This is a genomic window from Janthinobacterium sp. Ant5-2-1, from assembly GCF_001445815.1.
Taxonomy (GTDB): Bacteria; Pseudomonadota; Gammaproteobacteria; order Burkholderiales; family Burkholderiaceae_D; genus Janthinobacterium; species Janthinobacterium lividum_E.
Genome location: NZ_LNCE01000034.1, coordinates 1 through 16,835, shown reverse-complemented (window position 1 = coordinate 16,835; position 16,835 = coordinate 1). Strand labels below are relative to the sequence as shown.

At 63.3% G+C, this 16,835-nt stretch carries 15 protein-coding genes; 6 read left to right on the top strand and 9 right to left on the bottom strand.

Annotated features, from left to right (window positions below; translation table 11 throughout):
* Positions 1-5 precede the first annotated feature (5 nt).
* Positions 6-1,247: a voltage-gated chloride channel family protein gene (locus ASN89_RS12210; protein WP_058049444.1), complete on the top strand. Its 1,242-nt coding sequence runs from the start codon at positions 6-8 to the stop codon at positions 1,245-1,247.
* A gap of 122 nt (positions 1,248-1,369) precedes the next feature.
* On the opposite strand, the gene ASN89_RS12205 is transcribed toward ASN89_RS12210, so the two are convergent.
* A complete protein-coding gene (locus ASN89_RS12205; RefSeq protein WP_082654540.1) occupies positions 1,370-1,927 on the bottom strand; it encodes a helix-turn-helix domain-containing protein in 558 nt (185 codons plus the stop codon).
* 51 nt (positions 1,928-1,978) lie between these two features.
* Between ASN89_RS12205 and ASN89_RS12200 the strand changes: the two genes are divergently transcribed.
* The gene (locus tag ASN89_RS12200) at positions 1,979-2,890 is read left to right on the top strand and encodes a DMT family transporter (protein WP_058049443.1); all 912 of its coding nucleotides are present in this window, start codon (positions 1,979-1,981) and stop codon (positions 2,888-2,890) included.
* Here ASN89_RS12200 and ASN89_RS12195 read toward each other — a convergent pair.
* The 6 genes from ASN89_RS12195 to ASN89_RS12170 all read right to left on the bottom strand — a co-directional run bounded on the left by ASN89_RS12195 (position 2,887) and on the right by ASN89_RS12170 (position 9,954).
* Positions 2,887-3,816, bottom strand: coding sequence for a cupin-like domain-containing protein (locus ASN89_RS12195; protein ID WP_046684940.1), 930 nt, complete (start codon positions 3,814-3,816; stop codon positions 2,887-2,889). The genes ASN89_RS12200 and ASN89_RS12195 overlap by 4 nt on opposite strands.
* Positions 3,817-3,868: 52 nt before the next feature.
* Positions 3,869-4,861 carry a chemotaxis protein CheB gene (locus tag ASN89_RS12190; protein WP_082654539.1) on the bottom strand — a complete coding sequence of 331 codons (993 nt, stop codon included), beginning with the start codon at positions 4,859-4,861 and terminating at the stop codon, positions 3,869-3,871.
* Between the two features lie 96 nt (positions 4,862-4,957).
* A complete protein-coding gene (locus ASN89_RS12185) occupies positions 4,958-5,701 on the bottom strand; it encodes a DNA-binding protein (protein WP_046684938.1) in 744 nt (247 codons plus the stop codon).
* A 141-nt stretch (positions 5,702-5,842) separates the two neighbouring features.
* Positions 5,843-6,460: an LON peptidase substrate-binding domain-containing protein gene (locus ASN89_RS12180; protein ID WP_058049442.1), complete on the bottom strand. Its 618-nt coding sequence runs from the start codon at positions 6,458-6,460 to the stop codon at positions 5,843-5,845.
* Between the two features lie 54 nt (positions 6,461-6,514).
* Positions 6,515-7,753: a DEAD/DEAH box helicase gene (locus ASN89_RS12175; protein ID WP_058049465.1), complete on the bottom strand. Its 1,239-nt coding sequence runs from the start codon at positions 7,751-7,753 to the stop codon at positions 6,515-6,517.
* A gap of 119 nt (positions 7,754-7,872) precedes the next feature.
* Entirely contained in the window at positions 7,873-9,954 is a 2,082-nt protein-coding gene (locus ASN89_RS12170; RefSeq protein ID WP_235501957.1) for a TonB-dependent receptor plug domain-containing protein, read from the bottom strand.
* Between the two features lie 393 nt (positions 9,955-10,347).
* Between ASN89_RS12170 and asd the strand changes: the two genes are divergently transcribed.
* Positions 10,348-11,196, top strand: a complete 849-nt coding sequence (gene asd, locus ASN89_RS12165) for an archaetidylserine decarboxylase (RefSeq protein WP_058049441.1) — start codon at positions 10,348-10,350, stop codon at positions 11,194-11,196.
* A gap of 16 nt (positions 11,197-11,212) precedes the next feature.
* Here asd and ASN89_RS12160 read toward each other — a convergent pair whose 3' ends face one another.
* A complete protein-coding gene (locus tag ASN89_RS12160; RefSeq protein WP_058049440.1) occupies positions 11,213-12,118 on the bottom strand; it encodes a LysR family transcriptional regulator in 906 nt (301 codons plus the stop codon).
* A 115-nt stretch (positions 12,119-12,233) separates the two neighbouring features.
* On the opposite strand from ASN89_RS12160, the gene ASN89_RS12155 reads away from it, so the two are divergent.
* The 3 genes from ASN89_RS12155 (at position 12,234) to ASN89_RS12145 (ending at position 14,848) form a co-directional block, all read left to right on the top strand.
* Positions 12,234-12,833: an FMN-dependent NADH-azoreductase gene (locus tag ASN89_RS12155; protein ID WP_046684933.1), complete on the top strand. Its 600-nt coding sequence runs from the start codon at positions 12,234-12,236 to the stop codon at positions 12,831-12,833.
* A gap of 57 nt (positions 12,834-12,890) precedes the next feature.
* Positions 12,891-13,766: a pirin family protein gene (locus ASN89_RS12150; RefSeq protein WP_058049439.1), complete on the top strand. Its 876-nt coding sequence runs from the start codon at positions 12,891-12,893 to the stop codon at positions 13,764-13,766.
* Positions 13,767-13,897: 131 nt separating this feature from the next.
* A complete protein-coding gene (locus ASN89_RS12145) occupies positions 13,898-14,848 on the top strand; it encodes a cation diffusion facilitator family transporter (protein ID WP_058049438.1) in 951 nt (316 codons plus the stop codon).
* 82 nt (positions 14,849-14,930) lie between these two features.
* Here ASN89_RS12145 and ASN89_RS12140 read toward each other — a convergent pair.
* On the bottom strand, positions 14,931-16,835 hold a 1,905-nt coding region (locus ASN89_RS12140), incomplete at its 5' end, for a RelA/SpoT family protein (RefSeq protein WP_058049437.1).

Sequence of the window (16,835 nt, the reverse complement as noted above, 5' to 3'; positions counted from 1 at the left end):
GCACGATGCGCCGGCTTGCCCCTCTTCGCGATTTATTTCTGCACCTGGTCAAATGGCTGCTGATCGCCGCTGCCGTGGCCGTGCTGGCCGGCACGGCTTCGGCCGGCTTCCTGTACGCCCTTGACTGGGCCACGCGCACGCGGATGGCCCACGCCTGGCTGATCTGGCTGCTGCCCGTGGCCGGCTTTGTCGTCGGCTGGCTGTATTTGCGCTACGGCAGCAGTGTCGAAGGGGGCGCGAACCTGCTCATCGATGAAATCCACGATCCGAAAAAAATCATCCCCTTGCGCATGGCGCCGCTGGTGCTGGGCGGCACTCTCATCTCGCATCTGTTTGGCGCCTCCGTCGGGCGCGAAGGCACGGCCGTGCAAATGGGTGGCGCGCTGGCCGACCAGCTCACGCACATGTTTCGCCTGAACAATGAAGACCGCCGCATCATCCTGATGGCCGGCATCAGCGCCGGCTTTGCCTCCGTCTTCGGCACGCCGCTGGCGGGCGCCATCTTTGGTCTGGAAGTGCTGGCCATCGGCCGCTTGCGCTACGAAGCCATGCTGCCCTGCCTGGCTGCTGCCGTCATCGCCGACCAGGTGGGCTTGCTATGGGGAGTCCACCATACGCATTACGCCGTGCCGTTGATCCCCGCCCTCTCCGCCTGGACCTTGTGCGCCATGGTGCTCGCTGGCGTGCTGTTCGGCGTGACGGGCAAACTGTTTGCGCAAGCCACGCACGGCTTGAACGGCTTGATGAAGCGCTGGATCGGCTACGCGCCGCTGCGTCCGCTCATGGGCGGCCTCGTCGTTGCCATTGCCGTGTGGCTGATCGGCACGGACAAGTATATCGGCCTGGGCATCCCCACCATCGTCGATGCACTCAAGGAACCCTTGCCCGCATACGACTTCCTCGGCAAGATGGCGTTTACCATTGTTTCATTGGGAACGGGTTTCAAGGGCGGCGAAGTGACGCCATTGTTCTTCATCGGCGCGACCCTGGGCAATGCGCTGGGCCCGCTGCTGCACCAGCCCGTCACCCTGCTGGCCGCCATCGGCTTCGTTGCCGTGTTTGCGGGCGCGGCCAACACGCCGATCGCCTCGACCCTGATGGCCATGGAACTATTTGGCGCCGAGATCGGAGTCTACGCGGCCATCGCCTGCGTCGTGGCCTATCTGTTTTCCGGCCACGCAGGCATTTACCGGGCGCAACGCAGCGGGCATGCCAAGCGCACGCCCCGCAAGGACATCGACGCATGACACAGTACATCTAGACCGGCGCGCCATGCTGCCTGGGCTAGGAGGCAAAAGTGTGCTCGACCTGGGCTGCGGCCATGAACAGCCGCCGCTGCTGGAGGATATGGCCTGCCCTGATTGCGCCGTCAACTTGCCACACTACGCGTAAATCGCAAGGTGGACTCGCCCGCATTCACGTAGGCATACGCTTGCGCGCTGCTGAAGACGAAAAAATCGCCCGTGGCCAGTTGCCTGGTTTCCGCCGCCAGCACGAGCTGCAGCTCGCCTTCGAGCACGTAGAGCATTTCGCTGAAACCCGCCGGATCGGCTTGCGCATCATAGCGCTCGCCCGGCGCCAGGGTCCACGACCACAGTTCCACCTGGCGGCTGGCGGGCGCCGCGCCCAGCAGCACGGCCTGGCTGGCCTGCGACGCGCTTTGCCACATCAGCACGCGCAGGCTCTCGTGCGGCTGCTGCGGCGGCTGGACCAGGTCGACAAAGGCCACGTTCAAGGCGGCCGCCACATGGTCGAGGTTGGCCAGGCTGATGTTGGTGCTGCCCGCCTCGACGCCATTGACCATGCGCCGGCTCAGGCCTGAGCTGCGCGCCAGTTCTTCCTGGCTGAGGCCGGCGGCAAGGCGCAAGCGCCGCAGATTGGTGGCCAGGTGTGCCAGCACGCCACCGGCCTCGACTTGACTGCGCAATATATTGCTCCTATGATGATGGGAAATATTTTGCTCATAGCATAGCCTCCCATGAAAACACACGCAAGTCCCCCGCCCGCCTTTGGCCTGCCCGAACTGGCGCTGATCGCCATCACCTTCATCTGGGGCGGCACTTTTCTCGTCGTGCAACATGCCGTGACGGTCAGCGGTCCGCTGGCCTTCGTGGCCGCCCGCTTTGCCGTGGCCGCCAGTATAGGCGCCCTGATTTGCCGGGGCCAGCTGCGCCATCTGAGCAAGGCCGAATTGCTGACGGGCATGGCCATCGGCGTGAGCATCTTTGGCGGCTACGCGCTGCAAACCTATGGCTTGATGCATATCACGAGCAGCAAATCGGCCTTCATCACGGCCTTTTATGTGCCCATCGTGCCGCTGGTGCAGTGGCTGGTCTTCAAGCAGCGCCCCCATCCTGCCGTATGGGCGGCCGTCGTGCTGGCGTTCGTCGGCTTGCTGCTGCTCACCGGCACGGACGGCTTGAGCATGGCCTTCGGCACGGGCGAGCTGATCACGGCCGTCGGCGCTATCGCGATTGCACTGGAAATCATCCTCATCAGCCGCGTGTCGCCGCAATTGAACATCCTTCGCGTGACCATCGTGCAGCTGGCCACGGCATCATTGATCGCCCTGCTGCTGATGCCCGTCATGGGCGAAGCGCCACCCGTCCTCGGCAAGACTTTCATCCTCAGCGTACTGGCCCTGGGCTGCGCCAGCGCACTGATCCAATATGTGATGAACTGGGCGCAAAAGCGCATTTCCGCCACCAAGGCCACCTTGATCTATGCGGGCGAACCCGTGTGGGCCGGCGTCATCGGACGTATCGCTGGCGAACGCCTGCCGGCCCTGGCCATCGTGGGCGCGATACTGATCATTTGTGCGGGCATCCTCAGCGAGTGGCGGCCCAAGCGCCTGCGTGCCGATGGCAAGGCCATCGTGCCAGCGGATTAAGCCTCGGTACGCCGCAGCGCCAGCGGCACGGCCCTGGCCCAGCGGTTCGAGGACAGGGAAAACGTCAGCGCGCGCACCTGGTGGTACCAGCCGGCGGGCACGTACAGCATGTCGCCCGGCTCGACGATGCATTCGATCATGGCGGCCTGGCGCGCCAGCGGGAAACGCTCGAAATCGGGCGCTTCCGGGTCGAAAGGCGAGCCGAACAGGATGGCGTTCGCTTCGCTCGGGTAAAGAAAAGCGTCATGGTGCGGCGGCGACAAAAAGATGCGCTTGCGGCCCCACACTTGCGCAAAGATATTGTCGTCGTAATCGCAATGCAAAGGTGTCACCGTGCCGGCCGGCCCCACCCAGAAGCGCGGCGGACCCATCTTGTCGAAATACGTGGGCCAGTGGCACAGGCGGTTCAGTTCGCGCAATTCCAGGTTGCCCAGGTAAGGCGGCAGCGCGTACTTGCCCTCTGCCACCAGGTCCAGGTATTGCCCCATCGACATATCCTGCATGGCGCGGTCGGCCGCAAACGCCGTGTTGATGTAGTCGCCCACCCGCGCGCGCACGGGCACGTGGCTGAACTGCTCGCGCAAGACGTCGGGCAGCAACTGGGATAAGGGCCAGCGCTGCACCAGCCCGCGCATCAGGAATGGCAGGCCCAGCGCGGCGCGCGCGCGGAAGGCGGCCGCGTCCAGCATGGCCAGGCGCGGCACCTCGGTGATGGCGGGCAAATCACGCGCCGCCTGCTTGATGGCCTCGCGCATGGCGTCGATAGAGGTAACACCGCGCACCTGCGCATCCTTGGCTTCGCGCGCCTGCTTGCGGGCCAGGGCCGCTTCGGGCGAACTGAATTCTGCTGGCGGCCTGGGCGGCAGCGCGCGCGGCAATACGGGGGCTGCCGCAAGCGGAAGCGGCTCTTTTTTTTCTGCAGACATAAACCTTCTTTGCGATCAGGCGTCGCGCGCCATGGCGCGACCGTGCGCTATTTTAAGCCAGCAAGGCCCGTTTCAGCACATCGGCCTGCTCGCCTGCCTGGCGCGCCTTGGCTGCATACTCGCTGGCCGTGCCCGGATGCAGCCAGGCCTGGGCCTTGGCTGCCAGGCTCAGGTACAGCTTTTCTTTTTCCTGCAGCGCCCTGACGGCGGCCCACATGGCATCTTCCGCCTTTTCATGCTGCAACTCGCCAAGCGTCAGCGCCGTGAAACTGTGGCCCGTATGACAGCGAAAACGCTGCGGCTTCTGGCCATGCAGCTCCCACAGTGTGCCTTGGCATTCGGGACAGGTGAACGTCGATGGCGTGGCAATTTTTTCCAGTTGGTCCATATTCCCCACTCCCCGGGCAAAACGGTTTTCCACGGCGATCCACTGGGGCACGGGCGGCAAGGACTGCGCGGCACCGGCTGGCGCTGGCGCGCCGCTGGCCAGCGCCAGCAGGGCCGGGCCGATCTCGGCGCACGGCAGGCGCCAATCCACCCCGGCATAGTCAATTGCGCTTTGCGGCATCGACGGCGCCACCGCCTCCTGCGGCTCCTGCACCAATGCCTTGCCGCCGCAGGCCTTGATGGCCTGCAAGCCTGCAGTGCCATCGTCGAGGTAGCCGCTGAGGATCACGCCCACTACCTTCGGTCCAAAAGCGGCGGCGGCACTGCGAAACAGGGGGTCGATGGCGGGACGCGTATGGTTTTCCTTCGGTCCCCGGGTCAGCTCGACCGTCGCCTGGCCGGCCACGTTGGCAACGAGCATGTGACGGTCGGGCGGCGCCAGCAGGATGCGCCCCGCGCGCACGGGTTCGCGCTCTTCTGCAAAGCGCACGGGCAAGGCGGAGGTCTTGCCGAGTATCTCGGGCAGCACGCTGTTGCGCGCGCCTACATGCATGACGGCCAGGATTGCCGCGGGCAAATTCGCGGGCAAGGCGGCAAAGATGGTGGACAGTGCGCTCACGCCGCCCACCGAGGCCCCCATGACGATCAGCGTTTCCATGCCGGCCCCTTTCGCGCCTGGATCACTGAGCTATTTTGCCGCGTCTAGTAACACGATTCCGTGCGCCGACTAACAGAGCCCCCTAACGTAACGACTTCAGACAGGTGTTTTGAAGATCGGATCCACGATGAACTGCTGCGCCTTGATGCGCAAGGTGCGCTCTTCGTCCAGCTCGGCGCGCGTTTCGCCCAGCTCTTCGCGTTCCGCTTCCAGTTCCAGGCGCGCAGCCGCCAGTTCCGTTTCCACGCGCGTCAGGCTTTCCAGCTTCAGCTGGGCCTGGATCAGTTCCGCACGCGCCGCTTCGGCAGCCTCTTCCAGGCGCGGGATGCCTTCGAGCTTGAATTGCGCCTTGGCCAGATCCATGCGCGCCTGTTCGGCCGCTTCTTCCAGACGCGGCAAGCCTTCCAGGCGCAACTGCGCCTTGGCCAGGTCCGTGCGGGCCTGGTTCGCCACTTGCCGCTCGCGCTCGAGCTCCTCGCGCAAGGTTTCCAGCTCGCCCGCCTGCAGGTCGAGCAGTTCTTGCTGGCGCTCGTTCTCGCTGGCCAGGTCCATCAATTCCTGTTGATTGTCGTTCATCTCGGCTTCATGCGCGCTGTGGCTGGCGCTTAATTCCTGTCCTACATAATCGAGGATGGCTTGCTGCAGCACGGGCGACAATTCGGCGGCGGCGGCGATCTGGCGCTGCGCACCGGCCTTGCGGCGCTGCAAGAGCTTGCTGATGGTGCCCAGGCAGGCGCCATTGCCCAGCCGTTCGCGCAAGGCGCGCACCGTGATGGCCTGGCCTTCGCCCGCCATCGCTTCCATTGCCGCATTGATCTGTTCCGCGCTTACTTTTGCCATGTGTGTGCTCTTGAATGTTGCCCAGGGCAATCTTGCCCAGGGGCATTATCTTATGCCAGCGGCGGCAAAGCGTAAAGTATTTCTCAATAGAAATTGCAATTGCACAACGGAACGGTGAGAAAACATGCGGCCCGGGATGTTTTACTCTTCGAGCAGACCATTTTCCGTGAGCATATCCTGCACCAGCTCCAGGCGCAGCACGGGATTGTCCTGGCTCAGCAATAGTTGTTTTTGCATGGCGCTCAAGGACAGCAGCTCGCACCAGCGGTTCGCCACCCAGCCGCACTCGTCGAGCCGGTATGGCGGCTGCAGGGGCATTTGGTCAGGCGGGATCTTTTGCTCCTGCAAGGTGCGGATCAGGGCGCCGAGCGCGTCGGCCACGTTCTGCTGCTCTTGCGGGATGGGAATGGTTTTATCTGGCGGCAAGGTTTCAACGTGTGCCATCCACAAGCCATGCTTCAGCTGTTCGCTGGAAACGATGTGAAAGCGCTGCATGCCCATGCATTTGATTTGCAGCAGGCCAGACAGGGGCGCGGCCCAGTCGACGATGCGCGCCAGGGTGCCCACGGGCGCCAGGGCTTCCTGCTGGCCCGGCTTGCGCACTTCCGCGCCGTCCAGCAGCTGCACCACGCCAAACGGCTGCTCGCCCATGATGCATTTACGTATCATGTCCAGATAGCGTACCTCGAAGATCTGCAGGGGCAGATAGCCATCGGGATACAGCACCGTATTGAGCGGGAACAAAGGTATCGAGGTCATAGGCGCATGATGGCACGAATGGCATATCCGTGCAGCGCGCCTTGCACCTTCCGATTATTTGTAGAAGCGGCGCCTTTTCGCTCTCTCCGCGGCCTTCGGCGCCAGCACTTTCACGGCCTTTTTCTGGATGGTGCCGCCTGCGGACGTGCCCGGCACGCGGTGTTCCGCCTCGAAGCCGGATTCCTCGTTGCGTTTCAGGGTTTGCCGCGTCAGCGCTTCCACGGCCGACAGCAATTCCACCTCGTCGGCGCAGACGAGCGAGATCGCTTCGCCTGAAGCTCCCGCGCGTCCCGTGCGGCCGATGCGGTGGATATAGTCTTCCGCCACGGTCGGCAAGTCGAAATTGACGACGACGGGCAATTGGTCGATATCCAGGCCACGGGCGGCCACGTCGGTGGCCACCAGTACCTGCACTTCGGCGGATTTGAAACGGGCCAGCGCGCGCAAGCGGTTCGGCTGCGTCTTGTCGCCGTGAATGGAATCGGCACGCACGCCCTGCTCCAGCAAAGTGTTCACCAGCAACTCGACACCCTTGCGCGTCTTGACGAAGACCAATACCTGGCCCCAGCGCTTTTTCTTCAGCAAGTGCAAGAACAGTTCCGGCTTGCGTTTCTTGTCGCACACGATGACCGATTGCTTGACGGCCTTGACCGTGCTGTTGCGCGCACTCACCTCGACCGAGACGGGATCCTTCAGCATGGTTTTCGCCATGGCGCGGATGGCGTCCGAGAACGTCGCCGAGAACAGCAGGGTCTGGCGCTGCTTGGGCATGGTCATCAGCAATATATCGAGCTCGCGCTCGAAGCCCAGATCCAGCATGCGGTCGGCCTCGTCCAGCACCAGGGTTTGCACCTGCTCGAACTTGACGGCGCCCTGCGTCTGCAAGTCCAGCAAGCGGCCTGGCGTGGCCACCAGCACGTCGAGGCCCTTGCGCAATTTGCTGATCTGCGGCTCGATGGGCACGCCGCCGTACGCGACAAAGCTGCGCAGCGGCAAGTTGCCGCCATAGCTGCGGAAGCTGGCATAGACTTGCTCGGCCAGTTCGCGCGTGGGCACGAGCACCAGCACGCGCACGCACTGCGGCGCCACCACGCCTTCCAGGGTCAGGCGCTGCAGCAGCGGCACGGCGAAACCGGCCGTCTTGCCCGTACCCGTCTGGGCGGCGGCCATCAGGTCGCGCCCGGCCAGCACGGCAGGAATCGCTTGCGTCTGCACGGGCGTGGGCTTGGCATAGCCGAGCTCGTCAAGTTTGCGGACCAGGGGATCGATCAGGCCGAGGGAGGAAAACGTCATGGGGAAAGCAATCTTGGCAAAGTAAAAGGTGGCGCGCACGGACTGGCCGTGCGCGCAATTGCCGAGATTATAGGCCAGCGGGGATGCCGGCCGGGGTTTTCAGTATAGAAACAGCGCGCTCAGAACTTCATTTCCAGGGTCGCGCGCGCCTGCGGCGAACTCGGCGAAATGCTGTTGCGGGCTATCGTGCCGCCGGCGTCCGCATACGTGGTGGTGCTTTCGAAGTCTTGCGCCAGCAGGTTCGACACGGCCAGACGCAGCTGGTTCTTTGCATCGAATTTCCACAGCGCATAAATGTCGAGGTCGCGCCGCGGCGAAGTGTAGGCGCTCTGGCGCTCCGTGATGCGCACGGGGCCGCCATTGCGGAAGTTGAAGCTGCCGCCCGTCGTCAGCACGCCGTCGGGCGTCTTGTAGTCGAGGCCGAAGTTGCCGCTGACGGGGGTTTGCTGGTCGAGCCGGTTGTCAGGCCCAGGCACCTGCTCCACCTGCGACCAGTTGCGGCTGATGCTGGCGCGCAAGTCGATGGCCGGCACGGGCGCAGCCAGTACGGCGCGCAGCGGGAACTTCGCTTCCAGTTCCAATGTCTGAGTATTGGCGCGACCATCGTTGACGGGCGTGGATACCCAGCGGTCATTGATGAACAGCAAGCCCTGGCGCGTGTAGCCATCGATACGGCGGGCCGAGGCGCGCGCGCTGAGCAAGGCGCCTTCGGCCCAGTAGTGCTCGTACGAAGCGTCGATGCCCAGCGCCAGCTCCGGTTTCAGGTAGGGATTGCCTTCGCGGTCAGGGTCCGTCTGGCTATTGTTGGTCGAGGTATTGCGGCGCGGAATCAGGCTCGCCGTGGGCTGCGCCTTGTAGGTGCGCGTCAGGGCCAAACGTACCTGGTCGCCCTTGGTATCGGGCAGCTTCCACAGGGTCTGCAGCAGCGGGCTCCACACGCTGGTGCGCTGGTTCACTTCGTCATAGGTATCGCCCGCGCTGCGCGTATCGATGCCTTCCCAGCGTACGCCCGCATACATCGACCAGCGCGGCGTGATTTCCCAGTCGTCCTGCACGTACAGGGCCAGGCGCTTGATGGTGGCATCGAAACCTTCGTCGCTGTTGAGGGGCGGACGCGCGCCCAGGGCAGCCAGCGCCGCTTCACGCTGGCGGCGCGTTTCATCGCGCTCCGTGTAGGCGCCGTCCCAGCCCATCGACAGGGCATGGCCGGGCAGCAAGGGCGAGGAATACTTGCCCGTCGAACTGACGCCGTTTTCCGTCGACTTCACGCCCACCTTGCGCTCAAGCGCCAGGCCGCCGCCATCGATAAAGCCTTGCTGCAAGCTGTCGGACGTATTGCGGGCGGCCGAGGCGCCGATTTTCAGTTCCAGTCTGGCGCCGCCAGCCAGCTTGTGCATCCACGTCAGGTCGCTGCGGCCGAAGGCGTTGTGGTTGCTTGAGCTGCCCGTATTGGTGTCGTAGTCTGGGCGCACGCCCTGCTGCGTTTCGGCCCGGCTGAAATTGCGGTGATTCGAGCGCCCGCCATTGAAGAAGAATTGCGCCGTCACATTGTCGCCGTTGGCCAGCACCCAGTTCAGGCGCGGCGACAGGTTGATGCCTTCCGGGCGGCCATCGCCCGTGCCATTCGTGCGGCGCAACAGGTTTTGCCGGCCGTCGGGCGTATAGCCCAGTTCCAGTCCCGGATTGTCGTAATGGTAGTCGTAGCGGAACAGCGAACCGGCCAGCGAATACGAGAAATTGCCGTCGCGGTCGGACAGCTGCACGTTGACGCTGGGCGAAAAGCTCACGTCGCTGCGCTGCACGCCCAGTTTGAACTCGCGCTGAGCCGTCTTCACGGCTTTCTTGAGCACCACATTGATGGTGCCGGCGATTGATTGCGTGCTGTATTCGGCGCTGGCCGCGTGCAAAATTTCGATGCGTTCGATCACGTCCGGCGACAGGGTGTCGAGCGAGAAACCGGCCGGCGCCCGCTCGCCATTGAGCAATATCTGCGTGTAGCCGCTGCCCAGGCCGCGCATGCGGATTTCGCCGCCCGAGCGTCCGGCCGCGCCGGAGACGGTAATGCCGGGCAAGCGCTTGAGCACGTCGGTGACATTCGTGTCGCCGTACTTGAGGATTTCCTCGCTGCCGACCACCATCTTGCTGGCCGTATCGTCGCGGCGCGGATCATAGCCGCTGCCCTTGACTTCGACGGTTTGCATGGCCGGGGCGGCAGGCTTTTCAGCCTTTAGCGGCGCAGCGGTGGCAGCAGGGGCAGCGTCGGCTGGCGTTTCGGATTGCTGGGCCTGGGCATTCCAGGCAAGTAAAACGGCGGAACAAAGGACGGTAAGGCGGAGGCAACGGCGTGGCATCATGACCTGGCTGAAAAAAGTTGGCTGAATAAAAATGGCTAAAAGCTAAAAAACAGGCCGCCGTATTGTGCTGCAATTTTTTCCGAGTGGCGCAGTTTCCCGAAAATATTTCTTATAGCAAATTAAATTCGGCGGAGGACTGCGATACGCACCATTGCATACGGCGCATATCATTGCGCGCCACATCGCCGCTATAATGCGTTTTCACCATTGTTCCCATCACCCCGTCAAAGGCTTCCCATCGTGTCTGACCGTCTTGCCGTCCTGCCTCAATATCTGCTACCAAAAGGAGCATTGACCAACTTTGCCGGCCGGATCGCCGGCGCCAAGGGCGGCGCCATGACGACGCGTTTGATCCGCTGGTTCGTCGGCCGCTACAACGTCAACATGGATGAGGCGCTGGACCCGGACATCACGCACTACACGAGCTTCAACGACTTTTTCACGCGCGCGCTGCGCCCCGATGCCCGTCCGCTGGCCCAGGCCGACTACATCTGCCCCGTCGATGGCCGCATCAGCCAGTTCGGCACGATCGACAAGGACCAGATCTTCCAGGCCAAGGGCCATAACTTCAGCACCACGGCCCTGGTCGGCGGTGACGCGTCCCTGGCGGCCCAGTTCGAACACGGCAGCTTCGCCAATCTGTACCTGAGCCCGCGCGACTACCACCGCATCCACATGCCGTGCGACGGCCGATTGACGCGCATGATCTATGTGCCCGGTGAATTGTTTTCCGTCAACCCGACGACGGCGCGCGGCATTCCCGGCCTGTTCGCCCGCAACGAGCGCGTCGTCTGCGTATTCGACACGGCCAACGGCCCCTTCGTCATGACCCTGGTCGGCGCCACCATCGTCGGCAGCATGGCCACCGTCTGGCACGGCGTCGTCAACCCGCCCCGCACGGGCCAGGTGCGCGACTGGAGCTATGCGAACGACAATGTCGTGCTGAAACAGGGCGAAGAACTGGGCCGCTTCCTGCTCGGCTCCACCGTCGTCATGCTGTTTCCGAAAGACACCGTGCAATTCAACGCCAACTGGCAGCCGGCCGGCCCCGTGCAGCTGGGCGAAGTCATGGGCAACCTGCCCAAGTAAGCCAACGGGACGCGCGCTACACGGGCGCGTCGGTCTTGTACATTTCTTCCATCAAGTCCAGGAACGCGCGCGTCTTGGCCGGCATCAAACGCCGGCCGGGAAACACGGCCCAGCCCGTGACCAGCGGGAAACTCCACTCCGGCAGCACGCGCACCAATTCCCTCGTCGCCACATAGGCCTTGGCAAAGCGGTCCGTGCTGGCCGCGATGCCCACGCCCGTGCACGCCATGCGCACCAGCAACTCCGGTGAGTTCGCCAGCAGGCGCACGGGCAAATCGCGTTCCCACGTCGTCTTGCCGCGGATCAAAGTCCAGTGCACGAGGCCATGCACTGCGCGGGGCAAACTCAGCAGATCGTGGCCGTACAGATCGTCGGGATGCTCGGGCAAGCCGTGCACGCTCGTGTATTGCGGCGAGGCATACAGTGCCAGGGTGCTGAAGGCCACGCGGCGCGCGGACAGGCTGGCGTCGTCGGGCAGGTTGCCCATGCGGATGGCCAGGTCGAAGTTTTCTTCCAGCAAATCCACCCTGCGCGCCGACAAGTCCAGTTCCAGCGAAATGGCCGGATAGCGGCGCACGAACTCGGCCAGCACCTGGCGCATCAGGGTGTCGCCGAAATCGGCCGGCATGGAAATGCGCAGCAAGCCGCTGGGCCCGGCCTGGCGGTGCTGCGCCAGCGCGCCGGCCGCCTCCGTTTCTTCCACCACCTTGCGCGCATGCTCGAGCAGGCTGGCGCCAAACTCCGTCAGCGCCAGCTTGCGCGTCGTGCGCAGCAGCAATCGTTCGCCCAACTTCGCTTCCAGCAGCGAGATACGGCGCGACAGGGTCGACTTGGGCAAGTCCACGCGCACGGCGGCGCGACTGAAACTGCCGCATTCGACGACTCTGGCAAACAGCAGCAAATCTCCGGGATCGATATCCATACAAGCTCATTGTTCCATTGGTGGGTTAATGTTATCCATTTTAACGTCTTCCGCATGAATTTTGGAATTGCTATAGTTCATCCATCGCAAGACACCTCACAACGGAGAAAACAAGATGAACATCCTGCAAATCAATTCCAGCGCCCGCAGCACCGGGTCCGCCTCGACCCGCCTGGCTGACGCCATCGTTAGCCGCGTACAAGCGGCCAACCCTGGCGCCGCCCTCGTCCGTCGCGACCTGGCTGCCGCACCGCACCCCGTGCTCGACGAGCCGACCCTGCAGGCACTGTTCACGCCAGCGGACAAACGCACGCCGGAACAGGCGGCCCGCATCGCCCTGGACGACGCGCTGATTGCGCAAGTGCAAGCAGCTGACGTGATCGTCATCGGCGCGCCGATGTACAACTTCGGCATTACCGTGCAGCTGAAAAGCTGGTTCGACGCGATTGCCCGCGCCAATGTCACCTTCAAGTACACGGAAAACGGCCCTGTTGGCCTCTTGAGCGGCAAGAAAGTCTACGTGGGCCTGTCCCGCGGCGGCTTGCACCGCGACAGTGCCAACGATAGCCAGGTGCCTTACCTGAACACCATGTTCGGCTTCCTGGGCATGACCGACGTGCAATATGTGTATTCGGAAGGCATGGGCATGGGTCCGGAAGCCGTGGCCAAGGCGCAAGCGCAAGCGGACGCCGAGATCAACGCCATTTTGGTGTAATTCCCAGCAGTGAAAGGGGCGGCGCACTGGCGCCGTCCTGGCCTAGAGGAGAAAGCAATGAGCGATATCACCACCGTCAACAAGCCACGCGCCGTCGAGCGCGTGATCGCCGGCCAGGCCGTCATGGATGGCGCCGGCGTGAAGATCAACCGCGTGCTGACGCAGCAACTGCAGCGCCGTCTCGACCCGTTTTTGATGCTCGACAATTTCGCCAGCGACAAGCCGAACGACTATATCGCCGGCTTCCCCGAACATCCGCACCGCGGTTTCGAAACGGTGTCGTACATGATCACGGGACGCATGCGCCACAAGGACAGCGCGGGCAACGAAGGCTTGCTGACCTCGGGCGGCGTGCAATGGATGACGGCCGGCAGCGGCGTGATCCACTCGGAAATGCCGGAGCAGGAAGAAGGTGTGATGGAAGGTTTTCAGCTGTGGCTGAACCTGCCCGCGCGCGACAAGATGCGCACGCCGTGGTACCGCGATTTCACGAGCAGCGAGATCCCCCGCTACACGACGGACGCTGGCGTGGCCGTGCAAGTGATCGCCGGCGAGAGCCATGGCGTGACGGGCGCCGTGCAGCGCGAGCTGACGGAACCGTTGTACCTCGACATCGACTTGCCGGCCGGCGCCAGCTTCGAACAGCCATTGCCGCCAGGCCATAACGCCTTCATCTACACCTTTCGTGGCGAAGTGCAGGTCGACGGCAAGGCCGTGCCCGCCCTGCGCATGGCGATCTTCAGCAACACGCCGGGCAGCGACGGCGTGCGCATCGAAGCGCCCGAAGGCGGCCGCGTGATCCTCGTCGCCGGCCAGCCCTTGAACGAACCGATTGCGCAGTATGGCCCGTTTGTCATGAATACCCAGGCGGAAGTATTCCAGGCCGTACAGGATTTCCGCGAAGGCAAGTTTGGCGAGACGACGCCGCAGTAAGTCTGTCTCAATAACATTGCTTGCTCCAGGAAAAACCTGCAGCGCCGCAAGGCCTGCAGGTTTTTTTATGCGCCGACTGTTTTGTTGCTTTTCAATTACACTGACGGCAAGATCATTCAACAAAGCATTCCATGCAACCGACGCACACCGAACACGACGCCACCCATTTGCATGCCCACCTGAAAGGCGACGCCAAGCACACCCACTCGTTCGAGGGGCGCAGCCAAAGCATCCTCGCGTGGGCGCTGGGCCTGACCCTGTCGTTTGCCGGCATCGAGGTGGCGGCCGGGTTCCTGTCCAATTCGCTGGCCCTGATTTCCGACGCGGGCCACATGGTCACGGACGCGGCCGCGCTGGGCCTGGCCCTGCTGGCGCAGCTGATCGCGCGCCGCCCGCCGTCGCCGCGCCACTCGTTCGGCTTTGGCCGCGCCGAAGCGCTGGCCGCCTTCGTCAACGGCCTGGCCATGCTGTGCGTCGTGGGCTGGATCTGCTATGAAGCCGTGCTGCGCTTTTCCGCCCCGCAAACCGTGCAAGGCGGCATGGTCTTCATCGTCGCCTTCATCGGCCTGGCGATCAATCTGGTGGTGGCGTGGGTCTTATCGAAAGACAAGCAAAGTGTGAACACGCGCGCCGCCCTCGTGCACGTGATGGGCGACTTGCTCGGCTCGGTCGCCGCCATCGTGGCCGGCGCCGTGATTTACTTTACGGGCTGGATGCAGATCGACCCGCTGCTGTCCGTGCTGGTGTCCCTGCTGATCCTGAAATCCACGTTCGGCGTATTGAAAGAGTCGTACCACTTCCTGATGGAAGGCGTGCCCATGCACATCGACTACATCCAGGTGGGCGCGGACGTGGAGCAGGTGGACGGCGTGATTTCCGTGCATGACCTGCACGTATGGGACATGTCGCCAGGCCAGCCGGCCCTGATCGGCCACGTGGAAATCGAACACCTCGACCATTGGCCGAAGGTATTGCGGGCGATCAAGAAGATGCTGTTAGCCAAGCATGGGATTGACCATATTACCTTGCAGCCGGAGACGGCGGCGATGGCGGGGCTGCATGCGGGTGACAAAACCCACTAGCAAGGACCGGGGTCAGACCCGCCGGGGCATTGCGTCCCAATGGGGCGCAATGCGATCGCGCAGCGACAGACCCCAAAGTACACTAACTTCTGCGTGCCTCTAACACGCCGCTCACATCCTTGATCACATTCAGCGCCTTCAACAACTGCGCCGTCGAGCTGATCTCGGCCGTAAAGGTCATGCGGGCCTGGCCCTTGGCGCTTTGGGTGTTGACGCCGATGACGTTGATCTTTTCGCGCGAGAAGATTTCGGAGATGTCGCGCAGCAAACCCTGGCGGTCGCCAGCGAGAATAAAGATGTCGACCGGATACACGGTGTCGTGCCCGCCCGTGCTGCCCCATTCCGTGAAGATCACGCGCTCGGGTGACTTGGCGCGCATTTCCTCGAAATTCTTGCAGGTGGCGCGGTGGATCGACACGCCCTTGCCGCGCGTAACAAAACCGACGATGCTGTCCGGCGGCGCCGGCTTGCAACATTTGGCCAGCACCGTCATCAAGCCTTCGGTCCCCACCACCAGCACGCCGGATTTGGCGCCCTGCTCCACGCTGGAAGCGCGGCTTTTGCCGACCAGCACGGCGTCTTCCGGCACCACCACTTCGCCATTGTCGTGCAGCGCCTGCTCCACGTGGCGCAGGCTGAATTCATCCTTGCCCACCGACAGGAACAGCTCGTCGACTTTCGCAAAGCCCAGCTTTTGCGCCAGCGCCTCGAGGTTGACGGCTGTCTTGCCTTCGCGCTGCAACGACTTTTCCACCAGCGCGCGGCCGTGGGCCAGGGTTTCCTGCATGTCGATGGCGTGGAACCAGGCGCGGATTTTCGAGCGCGTGCGCGTGCTGACGGCGTAGCCGGCGCTGAGCCAGTCGCGCGACGGTCCGGCCGTGCCTGGCGCGCCCTTGGCCGTGATGATTTCGCAGGTCTGGCCGTTTTTCAGCTGGGTATTCAAGGGCACCATGATGCCGTCGACCTTGGCGCCGCGGCAGCGGTGGCCCACGTCCGTGTGCAGGTGATAGGCAAAGTCGACAGGCGTCGCGCCGACGGGCAATTCCAGCACGCGCGCTTGCGGCGTCATGACGAAGATACGGTCGTCCAGGGTGGCCGATTTGAGCTTTTCCACCCACTCGCGCTGGATTTCTTCCTGGCCCACGACGGCGTCGGCCACTTCCGTTTTCCAGGCCAGCAACTGGCGCAGCCAGGCGATCTTTTCGTCGTACTTCTGGCCGGCAAAATTCGAGCCGCCCTCTTCCTTGTAGCGCCAGTGCGCGGCCACGCCGTATTCGGCAAAGCTGTGCATTTCATTCGTGCGGATTTGCACTTCCAGCGGACGGCCATCCTCGGCCGTCACCACCGTGTGCAGCGACTGGTAACCGTTCGGTTTCGGCCGCGAAATGTAATCGTCGAATTCTTTCGGGATGGGGGTCCAGATATTGTGGACCACGCCCAGCACCGTGTAGCAGGTTTTCACGTCGGCAACGATGACGCGGAAGGCGCGCACGTCGTACAGGGCCGTAAAGTCCAGCTCCTTGCCGCGCATCTTGTTCCAGATGCTGTAAATATGTTTCGGGCGGCCAAATACTTCCGCCTGGATACCAGCCGACGCCAGCTCCGTCTGCAGGCGCAAAATCGCCGAGGCAACGAAGCCCTCGCGCATCATGCGCTTTTCTTCCAGCATTTTGGCGATACGTTTATACGCTTCCGGCTCGATGAAACGGAACGACAAGTCTTCCAGTTCCCACTTCAGCTGCCAGATGCCGAGACGGTTGGCCAGCGGCGCGTACAGGTCCAGGGTTTCCTTGCCGTACTCACACGTCATGTCGTTGAACAGCTTCAAGTCGGCAAAGTAACGCAAGGTCGTCACGCAGGCGGCCAGGCGCACCAGCACGACACGCATGTCGGAAGCCATCGCCAGCAACATCTTGCGCAAGGTTTCCACCTGGGCCACGGCTTGCTGCGCCGCATTCTTGCCGCGCAGCAAGCCGTGCTGCGCCTG

Excerpts from the sequence above, each read along its gene's own strand:
- ASN89_RS12210 (WP_058049444.1), top strand. The coding sequence starts at position 6 with ATGCGCCGGCTTGCCCCTCTTCGCGATTTATTTCTGCACCTGGTCAAA.
- ASN89_RS12200 (WP_058049443.1), top strand. The coding sequence starts at position 1,979 with ATGAAAACACACGCAAGTCCCCCGCCCGCCTTTGGCCTGCCCGAACTG.
- ASN89_RS12195 (WP_046684940.1), bottom strand. The coding sequence starts at position 3,816 with ATGTCTGCAGAAAAAAAAGAGCCGCTTCCGCTTGCGGCAGCCCCCGTA.
- ASN89_RS12190 (WP_082654539.1), bottom strand. The coding sequence starts at position 4,861 with ATGGAAACGCTGATCGTCATGGGGGCCTCGGTGGGCGGCGTGAGCGCA.
- ASN89_RS12185 (WP_046684938.1), bottom strand. The coding sequence starts at position 5,701 with ATGGCAAAAGTAAGCGCGGAACAGATCAATGCGGCAATGGAAGCGATG.
- ASN89_RS12180 (WP_058049442.1), bottom strand. The coding sequence starts at position 6,460 with ATGACCTCGATACCTTTGTTCCCGCTCAATACGGTGCTGTATCCCGAT.
- ASN89_RS12175 (WP_058049465.1), bottom strand. The coding sequence starts at position 7,753 with ATGACGTTTTCCTCCCTCGGCCTGATCGATCCCCTGGTCCGCAAACTT.
- ASN89_RS12170 (WP_235501957.1), bottom strand. The coding sequence starts at position 9,954 with ATGCAAACCGTCGAAGTCAAGGGCAGCGGCTATGATCCGCGCCGCGAC.
- ASN89_RS12160 (WP_058049440.1), bottom strand. The coding sequence starts at position 12,118 with ATGGATATCGATCCCGGAGATTTGCTGCTGTTTGCCAGAGTCGTCGAA.
- ASN89_RS12155 (WP_046684933.1), top strand. The coding sequence starts at position 12,234 with ATGAACATCCTGCAAATCAATTCCAGCGCCCGCAGCACCGGGTCCGCC.
- ASN89_RS12150 (WP_058049439.1), top strand. The coding sequence starts at position 12,891 with ATGAGCGATATCACCACCGTCAACAAGCCACGCGCCGTCGAGCGCGTG.
- ASN89_RS12145 (WP_058049438.1), top strand. The coding sequence starts at position 13,898 with ATGCAACCGACGCACACCGAACACGACGCCACCCATTTGCATGCCCAC.